17 protein-coding genes are annotated in these 23,845 nt (G+C 54.0%); 6 read left to right on the forward strand and 11 right to left on the reverse strand.

Annotated features, from left to right (window positions below; genetic code table 11):
- Positions 1-102: 102 nt before the first annotated feature.
- Positions 103-1,005, forward strand: coding sequence for a M23 family metallopeptidase (locus CIK87_RS07530; RefSeq protein WP_094386677.1), 903 nt, complete (start codon positions 103-105; stop codon positions 1,003-1,005).
- A gap of 1,316 nt (positions 1,006-2,321) precedes the next feature.
- Positions 2,322-2,486, forward strand: coding sequence for a hypothetical protein (locus CIK87_RS14360; RefSeq protein WP_158216220.1), 165 nt, complete (start codon positions 2,322-2,324; stop codon positions 2,484-2,486).
- Positions 2,487-2,571: 85 nt separating this feature from the next.
- Here the strand turns inward: CIK87_RS14360 and CIK87_RS07545 are convergent, their stop codons facing one another.
- The 8 genes from CIK87_RS07545 to gdhA all read right to left on the reverse strand — a co-directional run bounded on the left by CIK87_RS07545 (position 2,572) and on the right by gdhA (position 13,279).
- Positions 2,572-3,498 (reverse strand): glutaminase, encoded by a 927-nt coding sequence (locus tag CIK87_RS07545; protein WP_254046527.1) that lies wholly within the window; start codon positions 3,496-3,498, stop codon positions 2,572-2,574.
- A 106-nt stretch (positions 3,499-3,604) separates the two neighbouring features.
- On the reverse strand, positions 3,605-4,087 hold the full coding sequence (ispF, locus tag CIK87_RS07550; protein WP_094386680.1) for a 2-C-methyl-D-erythritol 2,4-cyclodiphosphate synthase: 483 nt from the start codon (positions 4,085-4,087) through the stop codon (positions 3,605-3,607).
- A gap of 19 nt (positions 4,088-4,106) precedes the next feature.
- Positions 4,107-5,282 carry a type IX secretion system outer membrane channel protein PorV gene (porV, locus tag CIK87_RS07555; protein ID WP_094386681.1) on the reverse strand — a complete coding sequence of 392 codons (1,176 nt, stop codon included), beginning with the start codon at positions 5,280-5,282 and terminating at the stop codon, positions 4,107-4,109.
- Positions 5,283-5,327: 45 nt separating this feature from the next.
- Positions 5,328-8,804 (reverse strand): type IX secretion system sortase PorU, encoded by a 3,477-nt coding sequence (porU, locus tag CIK87_RS07560; protein ID WP_254046528.1) that lies wholly within the window; start codon positions 8,802-8,804, stop codon positions 5,328-5,330.
- A 79-nt stretch (positions 8,805-8,883) separates the two neighbouring features.
- Positions 8,884-9,501, reverse strand: coding sequence for a fumarylacetoacetate hydrolase family protein (locus CIK87_RS07565; RefSeq protein WP_094386683.1), 618 nt, complete (start codon positions 9,499-9,501; stop codon positions 8,884-8,886).
- Positions 9,502-9,611: 110 nt separating this feature from the next.
- Positions 9,612-10,952 (reverse strand): ATP-binding protein, encoded by a 1,341-nt coding sequence (locus CIK87_RS07570; protein WP_094386684.1) that lies wholly within the window; start codon positions 10,950-10,952, stop codon positions 9,612-9,614.
- Between the two features lie 268 nt (positions 10,953-11,220).
- A complete protein-coding gene (locus tag CIK87_RS07575; RefSeq protein WP_254046529.1) occupies positions 11,221-11,820 on the reverse strand; it encodes a septal ring lytic transglycosylase RlpA family protein in 600 nt (199 codons plus the stop codon).
- A 121-nt stretch (positions 11,821-11,941) separates the two neighbouring features.
- Entirely contained in the window at positions 11,942-13,279 is a 1,338-nt protein-coding gene (gene gdhA, locus CIK87_RS07580; protein ID WP_022309715.1) for an NADP-specific glutamate dehydrogenase, read from the reverse strand.
- A gap of 280 nt (positions 13,280-13,559) precedes the next feature.
- Here gdhA and CIK87_RS07585 point away from each other — a divergent pair, with 280 nt between their 5' ends.
- A complete protein-coding gene (locus CIK87_RS07585) occupies positions 13,560-16,517 on the forward strand; it encodes a PEP/pyruvate-binding domain-containing protein (RefSeq protein ID WP_022309717.1) in 2,958 nt (985 codons plus the stop codon).
- A 174-nt stretch (positions 16,518-16,691) separates the two neighbouring features.
- Here CIK87_RS07585 and CIK87_RS13995 read toward each other — a convergent pair whose 3' ends face one another.
- Positions 16,692-17,096: a hypothetical protein gene (locus tag CIK87_RS13995; RefSeq protein WP_144008146.1), complete on the reverse strand. Its 405-nt coding sequence runs from the start codon at positions 17,094-17,096 to the stop codon at positions 16,692-16,694.
- 626 nt (positions 17,097-17,722) lie between these two features.
- Between CIK87_RS13995 and CIK87_RS07595 the strand changes: the two genes are divergently transcribed.
- Together CIK87_RS07595 and CIK87_RS07605 are read left to right on the forward strand one after the other, a co-directional pair.
- A complete protein-coding gene (locus CIK87_RS07595; protein ID WP_094386687.1) occupies positions 17,723-19,012 on the forward strand; it encodes an ATP-binding protein in 1,290 nt (429 codons plus the stop codon).
- A gap of 333 nt (positions 19,013-19,345) precedes the next feature.
- Positions 19,346-20,635 (forward strand): ATP-binding protein, encoded by a 1,290-nt coding sequence (locus CIK87_RS07605; protein ID WP_094386689.1) that lies wholly within the window; start codon positions 19,346-19,348, stop codon positions 20,633-20,635.
- 9 nt (positions 20,636-20,644) lie between these two features.
- Here the strand turns inward: CIK87_RS07605 and CIK87_RS07610 are convergent, their stop codons facing one another.
- Both CIK87_RS07610 and CIK87_RS07620 read right to left on the reverse strand, forming a co-directional pair.
- Positions 20,645-20,923: a hypothetical protein gene (locus CIK87_RS07610; RefSeq protein ID WP_094386690.1), complete on the reverse strand. Its 279-nt coding sequence runs from the start codon at positions 20,921-20,923 to the stop codon at positions 20,645-20,647.
- A gap of 912 nt (positions 20,924-21,835) precedes the next feature.
- The gene (locus CIK87_RS07620; RefSeq protein ID WP_094386692.1) at positions 21,836-22,714 is read right to left on the reverse strand and encodes an OmpA family protein; all 879 of its coding nucleotides are present in this window, start codon (positions 22,712-22,714) and stop codon (positions 21,836-21,838) included.
- A gap of 200 nt (positions 22,715-22,914) precedes the next feature.
- Between CIK87_RS07620 and CIK87_RS07625 the strand changes: the two genes are divergently transcribed.
- The gene (locus CIK87_RS07625) at positions 22,915-23,811 is read left to right on the forward strand and encodes a hypothetical protein (RefSeq protein ID WP_144008147.1); all 897 of its coding nucleotides are present in this window, start codon (positions 22,915-22,917) and stop codon (positions 23,809-23,811) included.
- Positions 23,812-23,845: the final 34 nt, after the last annotated feature.

Here is a 23,845-nt window from a genome sequence, read left to right on the forward strand (position 1 = left end):
AGCGTTTTCTACATATTACCTGCTGGCGACCACGCCCCTTTTTAGCCAGCCCTGACCTAAAAAAAAGTATTAATAGTGGAGAAAATATTAAGAACAATCGTAATGGGACTTATGGTGCTTGCAGCCGTACCGGCTGTGGCGCAAGACCTTATTGCCCGCCAGGCTCCCATTGACCGCCGCATGAAGCGCGTAGACACTCTGGCGCTTCAGAGCCTTATCAACAGAGAAAATGAGATTTCACCCTCGGCAGAACTCTATGACGAGTGGAACAATACTTACGCCCACAAGGCAACCGAATTGCCCGACTCGTTCCGTATAGACCTCCGCCACTTTGCCATGCCTACCCCCAGCCGCATCATCACCTCCAACTTCGGTCCCCGATGGGGCCGCCAGCACAAGGGACTGGACATCAAGGTGTATATCGGTGACACCATCCGCGCCGCATTCGCCGGCAAGGTGCGCATCGTCAAATATGAGCGCGCAGGATATGGCAAATACATCGTTATTCGTCACCCCAACGGACTGGAAACTATCTATGGACACCTCTCAAAGCAGCTCGTGACCGAGAACCAGACGGTAAAGGCTGGCGAGGTGATAGGTCTGGGAGGAAGCACAGGCCGCAGCTCGGGTTCGCATCTCCACTTCGAGACCCGTCTGTGTGGCGTTGCACTCAACCCCGCCATCTTCTTCAACTTCAGAGAGCAGGATATCACCTGCGACACCTACATGTTCCGTCGCGACACCTACCGTACTGACGGCGAAGAGGCCACACGCCTGCGCGGAAAGTACAAGGAAACTTATACACGTGCCGAGGTGACTGGCAGCGACGAAGAGCCAGAGCCCGCAGCAGCCCGCAGCGAGAAGCAGTATCACAAGGTGGCAAAGGGAGAGACCCTCTCGTCAATCGCCAACAAGCGTGGCACCACCATCAACAAGCTCTGCAAGCTCAATCATCTGCGCAAGACCACACGTCTGCGCCCAGGACAGATGCTAAGATATACATAATACTTTTATAGGAAACAGTTTGACAGACAATGTCCATCCGAGAAGCGACAGCCGATTGGATGGACATTTCTTTTTATCCCCTCGCCACCCTGCCCTTGCTGTTGCGGCCGCCCCCAAGCCACATTCACGCATCGTCACCATCACACCCACGCCCGCCCGAACCCACATCGCCACCTCGTATCATTTGAAACGAGCCCACGTATCATAAGGCACGAGCTCACGTGACAATAGGCACGAGCCCACGTATCAAATGATACGAGCCAGCAATAATGATTGCGAGTGTCGGAATGGCAGTCTGCAAACGCGCGGCGACACCCACAGCGCTGCACGTAATCGCCGAGAACAGCATGACATGCATCATGTCCGTAGTCCAGTCAGTGAGAAGCGCAGTAATGCCCCAAAGCGCTGCCCGCCGGCCGACAACGACATCCACATCGGTCGACAGCGACATCCACATCGGTCGACAGCGACATCCACATCGGCCGATGCGCATGGACAGAGGGAAACAGAAGTCCCCAAGGGAGAGCCGGAGAGAGGCGTCCAATAAGCAGCTGTTTTTTGTACCGGCGAAAGCAGGACTTTTTGAACGGCCAAAGGCCGCTTTTTTTACCGTCACGACGGATGGCGTCATGCCATGCATGACGGTGGGGATGGCGGAGACGACACGGAGGGAAACTCATTTTCCGACTGGCGGAACCACCAGCCACACTAAGGCGAAGCCGACAGTCACCGCCACGGCTTTTTGTGTTTATGTCATCCCCTTATAGACGCAATAAATGGAGGCTGAGACACGCAACCAGGCCCTTCTAAGCGGCAGCAACGCAGGGAGTACATGTGAAGAGCTGCCCGGAAGTAGCAGCAACAGAAGGAGTACATGTAAACAGCGGCCCACAAGCAGCAGCAACGGAAGGAGTACATGTAAACAGCGGCCCGCAAGCAGCAGCAACGGAAGGAGTACATGTAAACAGCAGCCCGTAAGCAGCAGCAACGGAAGGAGTACATGTAAACAGCAGCCCGTAAGCAGCAGCAACGCAAGGGGTACATACAAACAGCAGCCCGCAAGGAGCAGCAACGGAAGGAGTACATATAAACAGCGGCCCGCAAGCAGCAGCAACTCTGACGGAGTTGCGATTCCCCAGCCCAGGGTTGCGGGCGAAGCACGCTACCCTGAGTAACTGCCCCCACTAACCTGGCAACTCTGTAGGAGTTGCGATTAGCCGCAGGCGTTATACTCAATCTTATGGTTTCCGCCTACCCATTCCTACCCATTATCCTGCTACGGGTAACGCCTTCGGCTAAACGCAACTCCTACAGAGTTGCTACACCTTATTATATATGTACCCAGGGTAGAGGCGCTGCGCACCTCAACCCTGGGCTATGAAATCGCAACTCCTACAGAGTTGCCAGGGGTGCGCACCATCCACGCCAAGGCGAAGCCGACAGCCACCGCCACGGCTTTTTGTATTTATTTCATCCCCTGATAGACGCAATAAATAGTGGAAGAAACGTGCAATAGAGCCCACCCAAGCAACAGGACAATGGAATGAAATGAGTAAGTGGATATTATCAGAATATAGACTCGCTGGTCTCGGTGGTAAACCGCTCGAGCGCCTTGATGCCCATGATGGAATTGCCGTGCTTGTTGAGTCGCGGACTCCAAACGGCGATGGAATAGCGCGAGGGATAGACTGCCACGATGCCGCCACCTACACCGCTCTTGCCAGGCAGTCCCACGAGGAAGGAAAACTCGCCCGCCTCATCGTAGAAGCCACAGGTCTGCATGATGGCGTTGATGCGCTTCACGCCCGACGCACTCAACTTCACGCCGGCGTGGTCGAAGGGCTCATCGCTCTTGGCAAAGGCGACAAAGGCCCGAGCCAGGTCGCGACAGCTCATCTCCACAGAACATATCATGCTATAGAACCGCAGCACCTCGTCGACGGGGTTGTGCAGGTTGACATAATGCTTGAGCAGATAGGCGATGGAAGCGTTGAGATAGGCGGTCTCGTACTCCGACTCTGCTACCTCCATCGAATAGTCGACCGTGACATTGCCACTAAGCTGGCGCACAAACTGGATGAAGAACTCCTGGGCATCGTCGAGATGAGACAGCAGCACGTCGGCCACCACCAGGGCGCCGGCATTGATAAAGGGATTGCGTGGGCGGCCATGCTCGTACTCGAGCTGCACCAATGAGTTGAAGGGCGTGCCCGACGGCTCTTTTCCTAAACGCATCCACAGGTTCTCTCCCTCAAGGCTCAGCGCTATAGCAAGCGAGAAAACCTTGGCTATACTCTGAATGGAAAAACAGGTGTCGTAGTCGCCATACATGCAGTCGTCGCCGCCGAGGACGCTCAGATAGATGCCAAACTTGTCGGGGTCTACACTGGCGAGCGCGGGGATGTAATCGGCCTGTCGTCCCAGCTGGGCATAAGGCTGTATCTCGCGGCAAATATTCTCTATAATCTCTTGGTAATTTCTGTCGTGCATCATGTCGTGGATGGTGGTTAATAGTATGGGGATGCCCACGCTTCATGATGGGCCGCGGGAGGCATCCCTCTTGATGGTTATGGATGGTAAAATGGATGGAGAAAGCGGGTTATGCCTTCTCGATGAGCACCACGGCGTAGGCGCTGATGCCCTCTTCTCGGCCGGTGAAGCCCAGTCGCTCGGTGGTGGTGGCCTTGATGGAGACATCGTCCTCGTCGATGCCCATGACATGGGCGAGACATGCCTTCATCGCGGGCACATGCGGATTGATTTTGGGCCGCTCGGCGCAGACGGTGGCGTCGACATTGCCCACACGGTAGCCGCGGCTGGCGATAAGGTCGATGGTTTTGGCAAGCAGTATCTTGCTGTCTACGTTGAGTGTCTCTGCCGAGGTGTCAGGGAAATGATAGCCTATGTCGCGCATATTGGCTGCACCCAGCAGGGCGTCGCAGATGGCATGGATGAGCACGTCGGCATCGCTATGGCCCAGCAATCCCATGGTGTGGGGAATACGGATACCACCGAGCCACAGTTCGCGGTCGGGCACCAGCCGGTGGACGTCGAAGCCCATGCCTACTCTAATCTTTGTCATAATATATAATAAGGTGGAATTAGCGACGGCGGAAGATGTCCTTGATGCCGTCCATATCAAAACTCAGGGTGAAGCGCATCGTCTGGTCAAGCGGATTGGTCTTGGCGGTGGCGATGACATAACCGGCGTCGAGCGAGAAGACCTTCATGCGGAAGCCGGCGCCCACGGTGAAGTACTTGCGGTTGCCCTTGTTCTCGCTCTCGTGGTGATAACCGGCACGGAGGAAGAACTTGTCGTTATACTCGTACTCTGCGCCCACGCTCCAGTTGATTTCCTCCAACTCTTCCTTAAATCCGTTGGGTGCATCGGTGAAGCTCTTGAAGATACCGCTGATGGACGACACGTTCCAGTATTCGTCCTCCATGCGCTGCTTGTACTGCTCTTCGTCCTCGCCCTCCCGCTGCTTGGGGTAGGTAGGCACGAGCAGCTTGTTGGCATCGGCGGCGAAGGTGATGCGATTGTACTCGTCGATGGGCACCTTGAGCGAGGCTCCGAGGCGCAGGTTGGTGGGGATGAAGAAGCTGTGGTTGTCGCCACCGAAATTGATTTTGCTACCGATGTTGGAGATATTCAGTCCCAAGCCCAACTGGCACTCGCGCTGGCCCAGATTGATGTAGTTCTGGTAGTATGCGGCGATGTCGGCGGCAAAGGCTGAACCGGGCTGGGTGTCTTCATTGAAGTCAAAGGTAAGGTCGGAGTAAATCCATCTCACGCCGGCGGCGATAGAGAAGGTCTCGCTGAGCATGAGCGAATAGGCCACATCGAGCGACATCTCATAGGGGTTGATGGTCATGGCATTGTCATCGGTGTGACCGTCCATGAAGACCTCGCCCATGGAGAAGTAGCGCATAGAGGCTGACACGGCACTGTAGTCGCCTATGCGGTAGTAGCCGGCGAGATAGGCCACATCCATATCGTTGACCAGCTGTCGCAGCCAGGGGGTATAGTTGAGCGCCACTCCGGCACGCGAAATGGCAAAGGGGTACTTGGCGGGGTTCCAGTATTGGGAGTTGACATCGGCATCGGTAGCCACACCCACATCGCCCATTCCGGCTGCACGTGCGTCGGGGGCTATCGTCTGCGAGGTCACCGAAGTGTTGACGGGATTGAACATATCTTTCTTGTCCTGGGCCTGCACCGTGGCAGCAACCATGACAAGGAGTATGGCGAAAATGATAGATGTGAGCTTGTTCATTATACTTCTACTATTGTTATGCTATAGGATAACGGAGACTACCGCCTAATTATTGCCCAAGACGATAAGTTTCTTTGCTTTGGATGTTTTCTTGCTGCCATCAGAGCCGGCACGCACGCGGTAGAGATAGACTCCCGTCTGGAGGCGTCCGCCGGTGTCGAGCGTCAGGTCCCAGTCTACGGTATAGGCTCCCGTGGCGGGCACCCCGTTCTCGGAGTGGGTCCAGAGGAGACGTCCACTCATGTCGAAGACTTCGATGTCGATGTCCATGGGACTGCCTGTGCGGTCGTGGTTGATGATAAAGGTGGTATAGGTGGTAGCAGGGTTCTTGCTCAGACCCACGCTGAAGATATTGGGCTCGAGTCCGCGCACCACGGTGAAATCGAGACGGGCGGTAGAAGCATTGTTGAGCACATCCCAAGCCCGGAAGACGAGGGTGTGCTTGCCCTCGGTGAGTTCGGGTATATTATAATAGGTGGTGCCACGGGTATAGGTACCGAAGTCAAAGGCGAAGTTGTCGTTGAGGGTGTAGGTCTTGGCCATGTCGCCGTCGATGACGAGCTGCAGGTCGTGGCCGATGCCGCTGCCGGTGGCGTTGATGCCGTCTTCATCAGTGATCTCTGCCACGAAGTAGGGCGTGGTGTTGACCTTGCCTCCGTTGACAAACTGGGGCGAGTTGAGATAGCAGTAGATGGATGGGCCTATGGAGTCGGTGGTCACCTCGCCTCCGGCTACGGTGAAGCGGTCGAAGGCGCCGTGGGCCTCGCGCTGGCGGGCATTGTCTACGGCGTAGAGGTTGATGAGCCCAGTTCCGTCGGAGTAGGATATGTCTTTGGGCACGGCAAAGGTGAGGGCGAAGCGGCCTGCCCTGACGCTGTCGGAACCATGGTAGATGACGCGCTTGCGGTCGTAGTAGGTGAAGGCTTCCTCGGCCTCAGCCTGATTGTTCTGCTTGCAGGTCACCAGTTCGCGCACATCGCGCACGGTGGCTGTCACCACTCCGTCGAAGTCTTGTGCCTGCTCGATGTGGCCGGATATGCGCGCCACCTTACCCACCTGCAGACGGGCATCGGCGGTCACGGGCACACCGTTGATGCTGTCAATGACGGCGGTCATGGTGGGCAGATTGAGCGTCATGGCGGGGTCGCCGAGGAGGGTAAACTGCAACTTGTTGACGGTGACATCCTGTCCGGTGGTCACCATCTCGTTCTTGGCCAGACGCTGCGCCTCGCCGAGGGTGGTGGGGCGTCCGTCGGTCACGGTGAGCACGTGGCGCAGGTAAGCCATATTGAGCGGACGGTTGTAGAGGGTCTGCACGGTGCGCGTGGTTCCCCAGAAGGCTACGGCTCCGCCTTTGGCATTGCATACGGCGGTCTCGCCTATCGTGGGCTCGACACCGTCGAAAGCCATGATGTCGCACGATGCCGTAATCCACAGGGGCAGATTGGCGTTGCGCGCCTGTTCAAAGTCGTTGATGGTCACCACCCGCTCATGCGACAACTGCTCGGCGCGGCCGTGGCCGCTGTAGTCCATGATGAGCGCGCCGGCAGCCATCTGCTGCTTCACATCCTGCGAAGCGCCGGGATAGGCGTGGCCGGTGGCCGACGACTCGCGCTGGTATGCGTCCCACATCACCTTCTTGATATGATAGCCAGGATGGAGCGCAGCCACCTGCTCGGCAGCCATGTCGACATCCTTCATGTGGATATTCTGGTTGCCGTCGTCTCCCATAAACATGAGCACGTTCTGCCATGCGCCGGCATTGCCGTTGGTCATGTAGGCCTCTATCTTGTCTACCACGCCCTTGGCTGCCTCGGCTGTGGTCACGGGTATGCGTCCCACGGCGATATCCTCCTTGTCGCGGGCGATATCGGTGCCTTCGCCATCGTCCATCAGCGTGAAGAAACCGTCGTTCACGTAGCAGTAGAGCTCGCTGAAAGAGTTCTCACTCTCGTAACACAGCAGATAGTCGTCGGCACTGAGACGGCGGGTGTCGCTGATGAGCATGCGGTTGTCCCACACGGCGTCGCCGAAGAGTAGCAGATAGCGCGGCATGTCGCTTTCGGTCTCGGCGCGGTCGTAGAGCATCTTGAGGTAATGGCGGTAGGCGCTGGCATCGGGCGTTCCGCTGGAGAACTCGTTGAAGAGCTCGTCGGCAGGAACGATGGTCACGCGCATGCCGTCGCGCTGCTCATGGAGGCGCTTGATGCGCTCGGCCTGGGCAAGCAGCTTCTGACTGGTGGGGATAATGATGACCATGTCGGCAGGACCGTCGGCATGGTGGTTCTGGTTGGTAATGTTGTAGACGTAATCGGGGACGGGGATATTGCCCGTCAGGCTGGGAGCCGGACGCGGTGAGTCGAAAGCCATCGAGATATAGTCGAGACGCACCGTCGAACTGCCGATGGTCTTGATGACGAGTTTGGCGTCGGAGGCATAACGGCCTATGCGGTAGGTGGCTGTCGCCGACGCTCCCTTGTCATAGCTCTGGGGCATGATGCTGATGGTGCCCAGCAGCGAGTCGGCCAGGAATACATCCACACGGCTTTCCCCACCAGCCGACACGGCTACGGTTATACGGGCTGTCTGCTGCGAACCGCTGAAGACAGGCAGGCTGTAGGCGTAGGAAGAGTTGAAGGCGATGGGGGTATTCTCATAGAGGTTGCGGCCGCCATGATACCAGGCGTAGTTGTCGGTCTCGTGGAGCCAGTGGTAATCGTGGGGCGAGGGATAGATGCTGCTTACAAACTGGGCGGAATCGATGGGCGTCACAGCCTCATCGGTCTGGGTGATGAAGTAGTAGCCATACTGCGAATAGGGATTGCGGGTGCGCACAGTGGCATCGTTGGCGCTCCAGCTCACGGGGCCTTGGGCGTAGAAGAGGCGCTTGCCGCCGACCTGGCAGATGGGCACCTCGCGCAAATCATCATGGGCTTGCAGACTGGCACCCGTCAGCTTCTCGTCGATGAGGGCGCCGCCCATGCCATAGACATGCACACGCGAAAGATCGGTAAATCCGGCACGGCGGATGAGCGACTCGGTAATCTGGTAGACTCCGCTCTCGCTCACGCGTATCTTCGCCCATCGTCCTTGGGCCAGCACTGAGTTGGCGGCATAGCGCTCGCCCACAGGGACCACTGCCGCACGCTGGCGGCGACGGGCGGCACGACTGAGGGGGCGCGACTGCACATCGAGCATGAAACTGACAAGCAGCTGGTGACGGCCTCCGCGGAAGACCACGGGGCAGAAAGCGACCTCCAGGCTGGCCTGGCGGCGCGAGGTGACGATGTGCTGGGTGATAAGGGGGTTGGCGCCGGGTTGGACATCATGGGTGGCAAGCCGGTAGCGGGCTACGTCGGCAGCCGTCATGTCGATATATTCGGGATAGGCTATGCTGACGGTATAGACGCTGTCGGCATAATCGCCCGAGAGGGGTATGGCGCAGGCAAAGGTGGGGGCCACGCTGTCTATCTTGACCTGCTGGGCGGTCAAATTATAAAACTTCTGCGCTCGGGTTGTCATAGCCGACGCAAGAAGTATCATGGCTAATATGTATCTGACTGATTTCAGATGGCTGATGGTTTTATGTTTCAATATCGTCTCACTTACAGTTAAACTCGAGCACCTTGCGCTCTTCTACATAACCTTCCAGATGGTCATCGATATGCACGGGACCCACGCCGGCAGGAGTACCGGTGAAGATTACGTCGCCTGTCTTCAGGGTGAAATACTGGCTGATGTAGGCCACTATCTCGTCGATGCCGAAGACCATGTCGGCGGTGCAGCCTTCCTGCACGGTCTGTCCATTGATATCGAGGTGGAACCGCAGGGCCTGCACATCGAGAAACTTGTCCTTGCTGACCCACTCGCCGATGGCTGCGGCGCCGTCGAAGCTCTTGCTGAGGTCCCAGGGCAGACCCTTCTCGCGCAGCTGCTGCTGCACATCGCGGGCGGTGAAGTCGATACCCACCGTCACGGCATCATAGTAGCGATGGACAAAACGCTGGGGAATGTTCTTGCCCAACCTGCAGATGCGTATCACCAACTCGGCCTCATAGTCTATGCGTCCCATGAAGTCGGGAACGAAGAAGGGTTTGCCCGACTTGAGCAGCGACGAGTCGGCCTTGGTGAACAACACTGGGGCCTCTGTCTTATATAACGCGCCATCCAACTCTTTATTGTGTTGGATGTAGTTCATTCCGATACCAAATATCTTCATTGTCGTTTTCTTAATGTTTCTTCCGATAAAGTTCAGTTCCAATCTGTTGCAAAGTTACAAAAAAAGATGTAACCACACGACACAAAAAGACTGAATATAATGCTGTTTTTTCAGCGATTGGACACCTCTTCCAGGATGTCATGGATACGCCCGATGAGATAGAATGGCAGATTGACGAGTCTGAACGTCTTGCCTTTGGGCGTATTGACCCTGTCTACGGAATAAGGTTTGGACCATATCCTTACAGCCACATCGTGGTCGCAACTGTCCATAAACACCTGGAGCGAACGCAGATGCGAGTTGGAACCGCTCTTGACCTCTATGGGATAAAGCCGCGACTCGTGGTTGATGACAAAGTCGACCTCGGCACCATTGTTGACCTTGGCCCAGAAGGCTCTGCGCTGCCCCACACGGTCGTCGAGCGACAGCAGTTCCTGTGCCGTCACCTGCTCGGCTATGTGTCCGCGCCAGGAGTCAACCATATCAGTCGAACCGATAATCTCACGGCGTATACCGGCTTGATAATTGACCAGCCCGGTATCAAACCATATCAGTTTGGGCATCCTCCGCGTCTCTGGAACCAAAGGCAGCTGGGTCGAAGACACCGGATAGACCAACTCAAGGAGCATGGCCTTCTCAAGGAGACGAAAGGCTTCGCCCACCTCACGCGATTTATACCCCGAGTTGGCAAAGTTGCCGAGCGTAATGGTCTCGCCGGCCGACGCCCAACCATACGAGAGGATAAACCTCACGGTGTCTGTCAGCTTGTTACCTGCCACATATTTCTCTGCATCATCTTTGTAGGCTTGCACCAGTGTCTCATAGACATCTTCAAGGGCAACAATATCACGTGTTTCGGCATATTGCTTCACTGCCTCGGGCATTCCACCAACGATGGCGAAAAGGTTGAACCAATGCATCATCTGCTCATGAAACGCCACGGTCATCTCTGGCTTTTCTCTCAATAAGGCCAGCAGATTGTGCTTGCCCGTTGCACCCAGAAACTCGTAGAACGAGCAGGGCCGCAAGGCAAGATACTGCACCCGCCCTACCGGAAAACTTACCTTTACATCAATGAGATTTTCGAGCAGACTGCCAGCGGCTATGACATGGAGGTCGGGGCGCCGCTCGTAGAAATATCTGAGCAGTCCGATGGTCTTAGGCGAATTCTGGATTTCATCGATGAATATGAGGGTATTGCCAGGGGTTCTCGCCTTGCCCTGACTGGCAAAGAGCATGTCAACCAAATCGTCAAGGGGAATTGCCATCTCAAACATCCTGACATTCTCGGCCATCTCCATGTTGAAATAGAGATAGTTGTCAAACTGCTTGCCAAATTGGTTGACAACCGTTGTCTTGCCCACTTGCCTTGCACCTCTTAATATTAATGGCTTGCGCCGGCTTGAGGTTTTCCATTGCTCCAGCTTAGCCAATATCTGCCGTTCAAACATAATGAATTATCTTGACTTGGTGCAAAGATATGGAATTTTCTTGAGTTCCAGAAACTTTCAGACCAATTTGTTACAAATCAGGGGCAACAAACTACTGTTTTCGTCGCAAATCAGGGGCAACAGGCCTTTGCTTTTGTTGCAAATCATGGGCAACAACGCGGCATTCTTGTCGCAAATCAGGGGCAAGAGGGCTATCTTTGGGACGACGGACACAACCTCCGGAGCCAGGACAATGGCCTCGGCGGCAACTCTGACCGGCGGAAACGGGTCAGAACATCTCTTCGCTCTTCTTCTTGATGGTCTTGAAGATATTGGACCACGCGTTGCCCTCTTCCTTCTTGTCCTCGGCGTTGCGGTCTTTCTGCTGCGAGTTGTTCGACTTGTGGGAAGCGTGCTTCTTGGTAGCGTGGGGCTTGGCGGTGTGTTTTCTCTTGGTCTTCGTTGTGGGCATATCGCTCTGCTTCATGCGCTCGGCCCACTCGCCGGTAAAACTGTAGCCTGCCTCGGTTATCTCGAAGTCTATCTCTGGCAGATTGACACCCTCGGCAGGACGATAGGGAATCTCGCTGCCGTTGTAACGCTCTACCCTCACGGTGCATACGCCCTTGGCAAGGATGTCGAGCTCCTTGGCAGCACGCCACGACAGGTCGATGATACGCCCACGGGCAAAGGGGCCACGGTCGGTGACCTTGACCACTACCGACTTGTTGTTAGAGAGATTGGTTACCTTGAGCAGGGTGCCGAAGGGATAGGTGCGATGGGCGCAGGTGAGACTGTCGTGATGCAGTCTGTCGCCGCTGGCAGTACGCGCACCGGTGGCGCGTTTGGAATAAAAAGTAGCCTTACCCCTCTGCGTCTGTGCCAGCATAGGGGTAAAGCTCAAGAGTGATAAGATTGCAATAATTACTCTTCGTATTTGTTTCATAAGTTATGTAGCAACCGCGTGTTGCCAGCTTCGTTGCCGACAACCGCGGTCTGTGCATTGTCGCTTACACTACGCCCTGGGCCAGCATAGCCTTGGCTACCTTCATGAAGCCGGCGATATTGGCACCCTTGACATAGTTGATGTAGCCGTCGGGCTCAGTACCATACTTGGCACACTGATCGTGGATGGAGCTCATGATGTAGTGGAGCTTCTCGTCGACCTCGTCCTTGCTCCAGTGCAGGCGTATAGAGTTCTGAGTCATCTCCAGACCCGATGTTGCCACGCCACCAGCGTTGACAGCCTTGCCGGGAGCGAAGAGCTGCTTGGCAGCCACAAACTTCTCGACAGCCTCAGCCGTACAACCCATGTTGCTCACCTCAGCCACACACAATGGGTGGTTGGCGAGAATCATATCGGCGTCGTCGCCATTGAGCTCGTTCTGGGTAGCACAGGTCAGATAGATGTCGGCCTTTACCTCCCATGGCTTCTTGCCTGCCACGAATGTAGCCTCGGGATAAACCTCAGCATAGGGCTGGCAGATGTCGTTGCCGCTGGAGCGGAGCTCGAGCATATATTCTATCTTGTCGCCGCTGACGCCTTCTGGGTCGTGGATGTAACCGTCAGGTCCACTGATGGTAATCACCTTGGCACCGAGCTGGGTAGCCTTCTTGGCAGCACCCCAAGCCACGTTGCCGAAACCAGAGATAGCTACTGTCTTGCCGGCGATGTCAAGGCCCTTGTCCTTCATCATGTGGTTGACGAAATAGAGCGCGCCGAAACCGGTAGCCTCGGGACGGAGGATAGAACCGCCCCACTCTATGCCTTTACCGGTAAGCACACCTTCATAGCGATGAGTGAGCTTCTTGTACTGGCCAAAGAGATAGCCAATCTCACGACCGCCTACACCGATGTCGCCTGCAGGAACGTCCTCATCAGGACCGATATAGCGATAGAGCTCGTCCATGAACGCCTGGCAGAAACGCATGATTTCGGCATCACTGCGACCGCGGGGAGAGAAGTCAGAACCACCCTTGGCGCCACCCATAGGCAGCGTGGTGAGCGCGTTCTTGAATGTCTGTTCGAAACCCAGGAACTTCATAATAGAAAGGTTGACAGAGGGATGGAATCGCAGACCGCCCTTGTACGGGCCGATGGCGCCGTTGAACTGTACGCGATAACCTATATTGACATGCACCTCGCCATTGTCATCTACCCATGGCACACGGAACATGTGTACACGCTCGGGCTCTACGATGCGCTCGACGATTTTGGCCTTTTCAAACTCAGGATGCTGGTTGTAGACGTCCTTAATAGACTCCAACACTTCGCTCACTGCCTGAAGGAACTCTGACTCACCAGGATGCTTGCGCTCCAGGTCTTGCATGATTTTCTGTACTTCCATAGTGGTATTTCTTTAAGTAATTGAGATTTACAGATTGTTTATTACTATGGCAAAAGTAGTGTATTTGAAGCAAACAAACAAGAAAAAACGCATTTATTTTACTCTCCCCACTTACTTTTCGACATACGCCAGGCCGGCGGGACGGCAGACCGCGACGACCGCCATGATGCAAATTAAAACAAAAAGCATGAATAATGCCACAAAAAGCAAAATTATCTTGACGCAAAGCATACTAAAAAAGTTTTTTGATATACCTTTGCATAATATAAATATGTGTATTATGGAATCGAAGATACCTGCCCAATGGGAGAAGTTCTATCTCAAAGATGTGAGCTTTGTCAATCTGATGATGCGACGCATCTACAATGTGCTCATCGTCGCCAACCCCTACGACGCCTTCATGCTCGAAGACGACGGACGCATCGAGGAGAAAATCTACAATGAATATATGCTGCTGGGACTGCGCTATCCGCCTACATTCACTCAGGTGAGCACCACCGAGGAGGCCGAGAAGATGCTGCACACCACCAACATAGACCTGGTGATATGTATGCCCGGCAACGCCGACAACGACGCCTTCGCCGTGGCACGCGACATCAAGCACAAGTTTCCCCACATGCACTGCATAGTGCTCACTCCGTTCTCGCATGGCATCACCAAGCGCATGCAGCACGAAGACCTGTCTATCTTCGACTACGTATTCTGCTGGCTGGGCAATACCAACCTCATACTCTCGATCATCAAACTGATAGAGGACAAGATGAATCTGGACCACGACATCCACGAGGCGGGTGTGCAGATGATTCTGGTGGTCGAAGACAGCATAAGGTTCTACAGTTCGATACTCCCCAACCTTTATAATTATATACTGCTGCAGAGCCAGCGCTTCTCGACCGAAGCGCTCAACCGCCATGCCGCCACCATGCGTATGCGCGGACGACCCAAGGTGGTGCTCGCGCGCACCTATGAAGAGGCGATGGCCATGTACGAACGCTATAGCGACAATGTATTGGGCGTCATCAGCGACGCCCGCTTCCCCATCCACGGCGAGAAGGACCCCGAAGCCGGCATCAAGCTCTTCCGCGAGATACGCAGCCGCAACGAGTATGTGCCGCTCATCATGGAGAGTTCCGAGAGCAGCAACCGCGCCAAGGCCGAAGCCGAGGGATTCAGGTTTGTCGACAAGAACTCCAAGAAGATGAGCCTCGACCTGCGCCGGCTGATGGAAGAGCACATGGGATTTGGCGATTTCGTCTTCCGCGACCCACGCAGCCACGAGGAGATACTGCGTATACACAGTCTGAAGGAGCTTCAGGACAACATCTTCAAGATTCCCAACGACTCCATGCTCTACCACATCAGCCGCAACCACATGAGCCGCTGGCTCTCTGCGCGCGCCATCTTCCCCGTGTCGGCGTTCCTCAAGGATGTGACATGGAACAAGTTGCAGGATGTCGATGCCCACCGACAGATTATCTACGACGCCATCGTCCAGTACCGACACCTGAAAAACCAGGGCGTGGTGGCGGTGTTCGACCGCAAGAAGTTCGACCGCTTCAGCCACTTCGCACGCATCGGCGAAGGCTCGCTCGGCGGCAAGGGCCGTGGCCTGGCTTTTCTGGACAACATCATCAAGCGCCACCCCGACTTCAACCAGTTTGCCGGCGTCAGCGTGCAGATACCCAAGACCGTGGTGCTCTGCACCGATGTCTTCGACCGGTTTATGGAGCAGAACAACCTCTACCAGATAGCCCTCAGCGACGCCTCTGACGAAGAGATACTCCAGCACTTCCTCCAGGCGCAGCTGCCCGATGAGTTCATCGCCGACTTCTATGCTTTCTTCGAAGCCATACAGAGCCCTATAGCCATACGCTCATCATCGCTGCTCGAAGACGCACACTATCAGCCATTCGCCGGCATCTACTCGACCTACATGATACCCTATCTCGCCGACAAGTATGCCATGCTGCAGATGCTGGCGTGTGCCATCAAGGGCGTATATGCCTCGGTATTCTACCGCGACTCCAAGGCATACATGACCGCCACGAGCAACGTGATAGACCAGGAGAAGATGGCGGTGATACTGCAGGAGGTGGTGGGCCACCAGTATGGCAACCGCTTCTACCCCAACTTCTCGGGTGTGCTGCGGTCTATCAACTACTACCCCATCGGCGACGAACAGGCCGACGAGGGTATCGCCTCGCTCGCGCTGGGTCTGGGCAAGTATATCGTAGATGGAGGACAGACGCTGCGCGTTTCGCCCTATCATCCGCATCAGGTATTGCAGACGAGCGAGATGGAGACTGCGCTGCGCGAGACACAAACCCAGTTCTATGCGCTCGACATGCAACACGTGGGCGAAGACTTCAAGGTCGACGATGGGTTCAACATCCTCAAACTCCGTGTCAAGGACGCCGAGGCCGACCATGCGCTCAACTTCATCGCGTCGACCTACGACCCTTACGACCAGGTGATACGCGACGGACTCTACGACGGCGGACGCAAGATAATCTCCTTTGCCGGAGTGCTGCAGCAAGATGTGTTCCCCCTGCCCCAACTGCTGCAGATGACCATGCGCTATGGAGCGGCAGAGATGAGACGCCCCATAGAGGTGGAGTTTGCCTGCAACCTCAACGCCGACCGCACAGGCAGCTTCTTCCTCCTGCAGATAAGGCCCATCGTAGACAGCAAGCAGATGCTTGACGAAGACATCTGCGCAATCAGCGACGACCGCTGCCTGCTGCGCTCCCACAACTCGCTGGGCCACGGCGCCAGCGAAGAGGTGACCGATGTGGTCTATGTCAAGACCGACGACCAGTTTACAGCCATCAACAACCCCGCCATAGCCTGTGAGATAGAGCGCATCAACCGCCGCTTCCTCGATGAAGGCCGTGGATACGTGCTCATAGGGCCCGGACGGTGGGGCTCGAGCGACCCTTGGCTGGGCGTGCCGGTCAAGTGGCCTCACATCAGCGCCGCTCAGGTCATCGTCGAGGTCGAACTCAAGAACTACCGGGTGGACCCCAGCCAGGGCACACACTTCTTCCAGAACCTCACCAGCTTTGGCGTGGGCTACTTCACCATCGACACCAACACCGACAACGGCATCTACCGCAAGGAGGTGCTCGACGCGATGCCCGCGGTCGAAGAGACTCAATTTGTAAGGCACGTGAGATTTGACAAACCGCTCAAAATACTCATGGATGGCAAGAAACAGGAGGGTGTAGTGTTGATTTAAGTCAATAATTATAGTTTTTAGCAAAAAAAGAGGTAATTTATTTGCAGATATGATAAAAACCTTATACCTTTGCATCGTGTTTTTCATGGTATTAGATTTAAGGTTAACAAAGATTGGGACTCAGCGGAGTCCCTTTTTTATTTTTACCCCATCCCGAAGCACCGTTTCCCACCCTCACCGACCACGATAAGAATTGCCAAGGTTAGCCCCGAGCACGGCATAGAAGCCCCAGCCCATTGGGAAGGGTTTGGAGAGGGTCTCCAATAAGCAGTTGTTTTTGTACCGGCGAAAGCCGGACTTTTTGAACGGCCAAAGGCCGCTTTTTTTACCGTCGCGGAGGATGGCGTCATGCCGTGCATGACGGTGGGGATGGTGGAGGCGACACGGAGGAAAACTCGTTTTTTGACAGTCGGCACCGACATCACCACCAAGGCGAAGCCGCCATCCGCCGCCACGGCTTTTTGTATTTATTTCATCACCATCATAGGCGCAATAAACAATAGGGAAAAAGCCAAAGAGAAGCCCCACCCCACCAGCAGGCCCCATCCCAGCCTTCTCAAATGGGAAGGCGAACCACATAACCACCTTAAACTCAGCAAGAAGGAGCTCCCGCCCCTTGGGGAGAGCATGGGGAGGGGCCTCCAATAAGCAGCAGCAACTCTGTAGGAGTTGCGTTTCCCCAGCCCAGGGTTGCGGGCGAAGCACGCTACCCTGGGTAAGCATCCCCCACTAACCTGGCAACTCTGTAGGAGTTGCGATTAGCCGTAGGCGTTACCCGCAGCAGGACAATGGAATAAAATGCGTAGGTGGATATTATCAGATTGAGCATTACGCCTACGGCTACGCGCAACACCTTACCTTCCCGCACCGCAAAGCGCCGCGCCGGTGACCTTCGGGGCGACATCCTATACCTTATTATATATATAGCGACGAGACAAACCGAAAGGACAAACCCGAGGATGGTTATTGTGAGGCCATCGGCAGGGGCCATGAGCAAGAAAACAACCCATCTGCTGCAGACAATGGCTTGCTTGACTTAAAATATCTTAATTACCAGCGTGTTTTTCATCATTTATTTGGCAGTATGTGTCGAAAAGTGTAGCTTTGCGATGGCATTATGTGTCAGAAAGTGTTGGTTTTCGCCCAAAACATGTGTCGAAAAGTGTAAACATCTGACCATTTCATGTGTCGAAAAGTGTAAAGCGATGAAGAGGAAGATATACAAAGAGCTTGTAGACTGGAAAAACAGAGAGCAGCACAAGCCCCTGATACTAAATGGGGTCAGACAATGTGGGAAGACTTATATCCTGAAGGAATTCGGAAGGAACGAGTTCGACAATCTGGCCTACATCAGTTGCGACCGAAATGAGAGCCTGCACGCCATCTATGCAGGTGACTTTGACACGGCGCGTATCATAAGAGGATTAAGCGCGCTTACCGGCGTGGATATTATCCCTGGAAAGACTCTTATATTCTTGGATGAGGTGCAAGCATTTCCACAGGCCCTGGAGGCTTTGAAGTATTTCTGCGAAGATGCCCCCGAATATCATATCGTGGTGGCTGGCTCATTGTTGGGCGTAGCCCTGCATGCAGGCATCTCCTTTCCCGTAGGCAAGGTTCAGTCGATGCGACTGTTTCCTATGGACTTTGAGGAATTCCTCATGGCAATGGGAGAAGACCAGCTGCTCTGTCTGATGCACAACAAGGACTATGGGGTGATGAACGCGCTCCACGAGAAGCTGAAAGACTATCTGCGTCAATACTATTATGTTGGCGGAATGCCAGAGGTCGTAAAGACGTATGTGGACAACAGGCTGCCAAACCAGGTGCGCACTATTCAGAACGAAATTCTATCCAATTATGCCAGCGATTTTTCCAAGCACGCCCCGGCACAGGAGGTTCCTCGCATAGACATGGTATGGCAGTCCATACTGGGACAGCTATCCAAAGAGAACAAGAAGTTTGTCTATGGTGTGTTAAAGAAGGGCAGCAGGGCTAAGGAATTTGAACTGGCGATACAATGGCTGATGGATGCCGGCTTGGTATATAAGACAACCAGGGTGACAAAGCCCGAACTGCCGCTGAAGTTTTATGAAGACCTGTCGGCTTTCAAGCTATTTCTCTGCGATTGCGGACTGATGGGGGCTATGGCAGACACCACAGCAAAGGATGTGCTGCTTGGCGACAACGTGTTTACGGAATACAAGGGCGCCTTCACCGAACAGTATGTTCTCCAGCAGTTGCTCGCATTGGGCATCAGCCACATCTACTATTACAGCTCTGACACCTCTCGTATGGAGATGGACTTTCTCGTTCAGCGCGATGGCGCTCTGCTGCCCATAGAGGTAAAGGGAGGCACAAGCATCAAGTCAACCTCGCTGCACAATTACCTGATGGAGCATCGGGAAATATCTGCCATACGCTATTCCATGCTGCCCTACCGCCAGCAGGAGAATATCACCAACATGCCGCTATACAGCGTTTTCCTGCAATAGAGTATCGGTCAAGCCGAGTGCCTCATCAACCGTTTCTTGATGTCCCGCAGCTTGACCGATAATCATTGTTTGCCCACTCCGTCTTAGTGTCTGCCCAGAGCACACCCTCCAAGCACATCTTCCCCTCATTGCCCGAGCCCCATACCCTTCCGCCTGCTACACCCAGTATCACAACAATACGCCAAAAACAGCTGGCGAGGCTCTCTGGCCCAGCCAAAGAGTACAATAATCAGCCCAAACTTCCACTTTTTCGGGAGGAAATGAGCAAAATTCAAAATATAATTTATAACTTTGCTACAAAAGTTCAAAGTGACAATTTGAAAAAGTGGCATTATGATAAATAAGGATATACTTAAGCAGGTTTTGGCATCCAACCAAAAAGACATTGAGAACTACAAGATAGTTCCGCGTACATTGCCAGGCGACGATTTCCCATGTCGCGTGTTTGTCGGTGTACGCCGTGCCGGAAAATCGTTTATGCTGTACCAGAAGATGCAACAGACGCTGGCATCGGGACAAAGTTGGGCAACAATGCTTTACCTGAACTTTGAAGACGACCGCCTTGCGCAGTTCGATAGAAGCGACTTCGAGCTGATATTGGAGGCACACGCAGAAATGTATGGGCAACGCCCAATGCTTTTCTTGGATGAAATCCAGAATATAGAAGGCTGGGAAAAGTTTGCCCGCCGTTTGGCAGATGCCAAGTATGCCGTATGGCTGACCGGCAGCAATGCCAAGATGTTATCTTCAGAGGTTATGACCACCTTGGGAGGTCGATACTTGGCAACGGAAGTATATCCATACAGCTTTCAGGAGCTTCTGAAAATACAGGATATCCCTTACGATAAGATATCACAAATGGCTACAGAGTCGCGGGCAAAGATACTCCGGGCGTGGAATGAATATCTCTTATGGGGAGGACTTCCCGAATCTGTCGGACTTACCGTGAAACGCAATTATCTTAGCAGTACGTTCCAGAAAATATATCTCGGTGATATTGCAAGCCGTAACAAGATAGCCAACCCCAACCTTTTGCGCCTCATGGTCAAGAAACTGGCTGAGAATGTTGGCCAACCCGTGTCATACAATCGCCTGGCCAATGTTCTTTCCACCATAAGCGGAAGAATATCAATGCCTACGGTCAGTAAGTATATCGAATACAGCGAGGCCGCATGGCTCTTGTTGCGCCTACGAAATGTTTCTGCACCATTCACAGAAAAAGAAACGTCCTGCAAGTACTACTTCATCGACAACGGAGTGCTTGACCTCTTTTTGCTCGATGGAGAGACCATGCTGCTTGAAAACATCGTTGCCCTGGCGCTTTTCCATAAGTACGGACATGATGCCGACAACGAGCGAGTGTTCTTCTATAATGACAAGGTGGAGGTCGACTTCTACATCCCCGAAGATGCCACTGCCATCCAGGTTTCGTATAGTATCACCCAGTCTACCTCTACCTATGAGCGCGAGGTCAATGCCTTGAAAAAGATCCCTGGCGCATTGTCTTGCAAGCGTCGATTGATATTGACAAATGACGAGTCCGACAGCATTGAGGACCAATATGGCACCATTGAGGTACTCCCTGTGTGGAAATGGCTGTTGCTACAGGGAAGAAACGAATGAATAACCACCTCAAACACAGCAGGAATGAGCTCCCGCACCTTGAGGAGGGTTTGGGGAGGGGCTTCTATCCGCAGCTGTTTTTCTACCGGCGAAAGCCGGACTTTTTGAACGGCCAAAGGCCGCTTTTTTTACCGTCGCGGCGGATGGCGTCATGCCGCGCATGACGGTGGGGATGGTGGCGTCGACACGCAGGAAAACCCGTTTTCCGACAGTCGGCACCGACATCACCGCCAAGGCGAAGCCGCCATCCTCCGCCACGGCTTTTTGTATCAATTCCATCACTCTCATAGGCGCAATCAAAGTAGAAAAACACATGATTGAACCCACACAATCAGCAGCCACTAAGAGCCGAAGGTCACCAGCGCGACACCGTGAGAAGTGGAAAGGCAAATATCACCGCTTGGCACCACCTTCTCATTACATCCACCCGCAGGCCAACCACCCCCAACCTTACAGCACCTTACCCCATCGCAATCTTCATCAAGCAGAGAGCCCACCAACCTCTCGTTGATGGGCTCTTCTTATGCCTGACCGTTTGTGTTTCCATCACATTAGAAAGAGAGTTCAATTGTGGCAAACTGTCTATAAGCGCTACTTATAGCCTTTGCCCATAGGTAATCACATAGAGTTGCTGTGTGTTTTTCATGCTCATACTTATGCAGGTCGCGGTCAACAAGGCCATGGCTGCCTACCCCGTAAGACAGGCAGCCGATTAGGTTTACCCCATCCATTAATAAGGTACAGACGGTCCGTAAATCATCACCTTTATGATAGTCCATATGATGACCGCTGCGCAAGCACCCAGAGGTACAAAAAAGAAAATCTTCAACCATAAAGGCATTGGATAGTACGTGCCAGGATTTACGATTCCGCTCTCCCACATATCATACTCAAACCAAGTGTCGTCATTCAGACGACGATAATACTTTCTTCCCATAGTAATACGTTTAATTTAAGTTGTTTTGATAAAAGTTTCCGTCATTCTCTTTTCTTCTTTTCTTTCGTCTTTACATCGTCCGTCGGCAGGAACATGTCCTGCGGGTATCCTCTTGAATACATGTGCAAAGGTATGGTAAATCTACGGATTTTCCAATTTGATTATACGTATAAAAAAATAACATCCACTAAAAAACTCACCCTAACCTATCCGCGCAGGGATGGTTAGGGTGAGTTTCCTGTATGTTTCTATGTTCTCCCGACTTACTTCTCGCTCTCAGGCGCCTTGTCGATGAGATCCATAAACTGGTCGAGCTTCGGAGTGATGATAATCTGGGTGCGGCGGTTGCGCTGCTTGCCCACCTCGGTGTCATTGCTGGCCACGGGGGTATACTCTCCACGACCACCGGCGGTAAGACGCTTGGGCGCCACACCAAATCTGTTCTGCAGATACTGTACCACTGATGATGCGCGAAGGGCAGAGAGATCCCAGTTGTTGCGGATATTCTTCATCGAAGCAGCCTTGGTGTTCACAGGCACGTTGTCGGTGTTACCCTCGATCAGCACGTCATAGTCCTTGTAGTCCATGATGATTTTGGCTATCTTGCTCAGAGTCTCCTCGGCGCGCTCGCTGATTTCATACGAACCGCTCTTGTAGAGCATATTGTCGGCGAGCGAGATATATACCACTCCCTTGAGCACCTGCACATCCACCTCCTTGAGCTCTTCCTTGCTCAGCGAGCGGGTCAGATTGTTGGTGAGCACCATATTGAGCGAGTCGCTCTTGCTCTTCACCTCTACCAGGTGACGGATATACTGGTTGCTCTCATTGATCTGGTCCACCAACTTAGAGATGTTCACGCTGTTGGCACTGGTATTGGCCAGACTCTTGTCCAGACTCTGCTGCAGAGCCTTGTAGGCCTTCTGCTGCTCTGCCAGCTGGTCGCTGAGACTTGCCACGCGAGCCTGGGCGGCGGCCAACTGCTCCTTGGTGTTCTGGTAGCTGCCGGTCAACTCTCTGTTCTCTGTCTGGCAGTTCTTCAGTTCTGCCTGACAACTCTCTAAATTCTTTTTGCTGACACAACCTGTCATCAACAGGGCTCCAAGGGCGAGCGTCAGCACGGTTGTTTTACTTCTGTTCATCTTAATTATCACGATATTATTCCACAAAGTTATTAAATCTTACATATATGACGCAAGAAAAGCACCTTTTGTATAACCCTTTAATGATATTTAACCATAAACAGCCCAAAAATCTGCATTTCCCATGTCACAATCACCACTTTCATACGTTATTACCATAACCGACAACATTGAAACAACCACTATATATAATAAGGTATATGAAAAGATTATCCGTTTTGCTATGCACATCGTTGGCATGGCTCATGGCAGCCGCCCAGACCGGCAGAGACACCACCATCATTGTCAACCAGCAGCGCATCGTGGTCACCACCCATAAGGGCGAGACCCACGTGGCTGTCTACGACTCCACCGACAACCAGCTCCTGAAGACCCGCGAGACCGTCTTCGCCAACCAGCAGGAGGTAGAGCGCGTCTATGTCACCTCGCCCTTCCTCCCCTCGACCTATACCAGGGCCGCCGCCCTGGCGCCCATACTCCCCACAGTGTGGTATGCCTACACATCGACCGACAGCAAGATAGGTTCCGACGCCAACAGTTCATCCGGACTCCACACCCGTGGCTCCGGCTCTTCCGAGGTGGGCGTCACCATCTTCGAGGGCATCACGCCGCTCACCGACCGTGGCCGATGGGGCCAGCTGGGCTTCTCCATGGGCGCCCAGACCTACTACACATGGATGCACTTCCAGCCCGGCTCGCTGCTCCAGGGCGAGGGCAGCCACGTCAGCTTCACCCCCGCAGCCTCGGCGGCTTCCACCAACAGGCTCTCCTATGGCGGCGTGCGCATACCGCTCATGCTGTCGTGGCAGATAGCCCCGGACAACATGGCGTCGCAGATTGCCATAGGCATCTCTGCCGACATGCGCACCCGAGGCAAGTACCGCTTCACACCGGCAGACATGGGCGACCCCATCGAGCGCAATGTCAGACTCAAGCCCTTCGGCCTCAACCTCGAGACAGTCGTCTGCTTCGGACCCCTCGCCATCACCGGACGCGTAGGACTCCTCCCCCTCTTCCAGACCACCACGGGCAAGAAGGCATACACCTCGTCCATCGGCATCGGCATCAATATGGGACAGCTCTTCCGCCGTCGCTGATCCTCTGCCCCAGTCCGCTCCAAGGAGAGGCCAT

This window comes from Prevotella sp. P5-64 (assembly GCF_002251285.1).
GTDB lineage: Bacteria > Bacteroidota > Bacteroidia > Bacteroidales > Bacteroidaceae > Prevotella.

Excerpts from the sequence above, each read along its gene's own strand:
- CIK87_RS07530 (WP_094386677.1), top strand. The coding sequence starts at position 103 with ATGGGACTTATGGTGCTTGCAGCCGTACCGGCTGTGGCGCAAGACCTT.
- CIK87_RS07545 (WP_254046527.1), bottom strand. The coding sequence starts at position 3,498 with ATGATGCACGACAGAAATTACCAAGAGATTATAGAGAATATTTGCCGC.
- ispF (WP_094386680.1), bottom strand. The coding sequence starts at position 4,087 with ATGACAAAGATTAGAGTAGGCATGGGCTTCGACGTCCACCGGCTGGTG.
- porV (WP_094386681.1), bottom strand. The coding sequence starts at position 5,282 with ATGAACAAGCTCACATCTATCATTTTCGCCATACTCCTTGTCATGGTT.
- porU (WP_254046528.1), bottom strand. The coding sequence starts at position 8,804 with ATGACAACCCGAGCGCAGAAGTTTTATAATTTGACCGCCCAGCAGGTC.
- CIK87_RS07565 (WP_094386683.1), bottom strand. The coding sequence starts at position 9,501 with ATGAAGATATTTGGTATCGGAATGAACTACATCCAACACAATAAAGAG.
- CIK87_RS07570 (WP_094386684.1), bottom strand. The coding sequence starts at position 10,952 with ATGTTTGAACGGCAGATATTGGCTAAGCTGGAGCAATGGAAAACCTCA.
- CIK87_RS07575 (WP_254046529.1), bottom strand. The coding sequence starts at position 11,820 with ATGCTGGCACAGACGCAGAGGGGTAAGGCTACTTTTTATTCCAAACGC.
- gdhA (WP_022309715.1), bottom strand. The coding sequence starts at position 13,279 with ATGGAAGTACAGAAAATCATGCAAGACCTGGAGCGCAAGCATCCTGGT.
- CIK87_RS07585 (WP_022309717.1), top strand. The coding sequence starts at position 13,560 with ATGGAATCGAAGATACCTGCCCAATGGGAGAAGTTCTATCTCAAAGAT.
- CIK87_RS13995 (WP_144008146.1), bottom strand. The coding sequence starts at position 17,096 with ATGTGGTTCGCCTTCCCATTTGAGAAGGCTGGGATGGGGCCTGCTGGT.
- CIK87_RS07595 (WP_094386687.1), top strand. The coding sequence starts at position 17,723 with ATGAAGAGGAAGATATACAAAGAGCTTGTAGACTGGAAAAACAGAGAG.
- CIK87_RS07605 (WP_094386689.1), top strand. The coding sequence starts at position 19,346 with ATGATAAATAAGGATATACTTAAGCAGGTTTTGGCATCCAACCAAAAA.
- CIK87_RS07610 (WP_094386690.1), bottom strand. The coding sequence starts at position 20,923 with ATGAGAGTGATGGAATTGATACAAAAAGCCGTGGCGGAGGATGGCGGC.
- CIK87_RS07620 (WP_094386692.1), bottom strand. The coding sequence starts at position 22,714 with ATGAACAGAAGTAAAACAACCGTGCTGACGCTCGCCCTTGGAGCCCTG.
- CIK87_RS07625 (WP_144008147.1), top strand. The coding sequence starts at position 22,915 with ATGAAAAGATTATCCGTTTTGCTATGCACATCGTTGGCATGGCTCATG.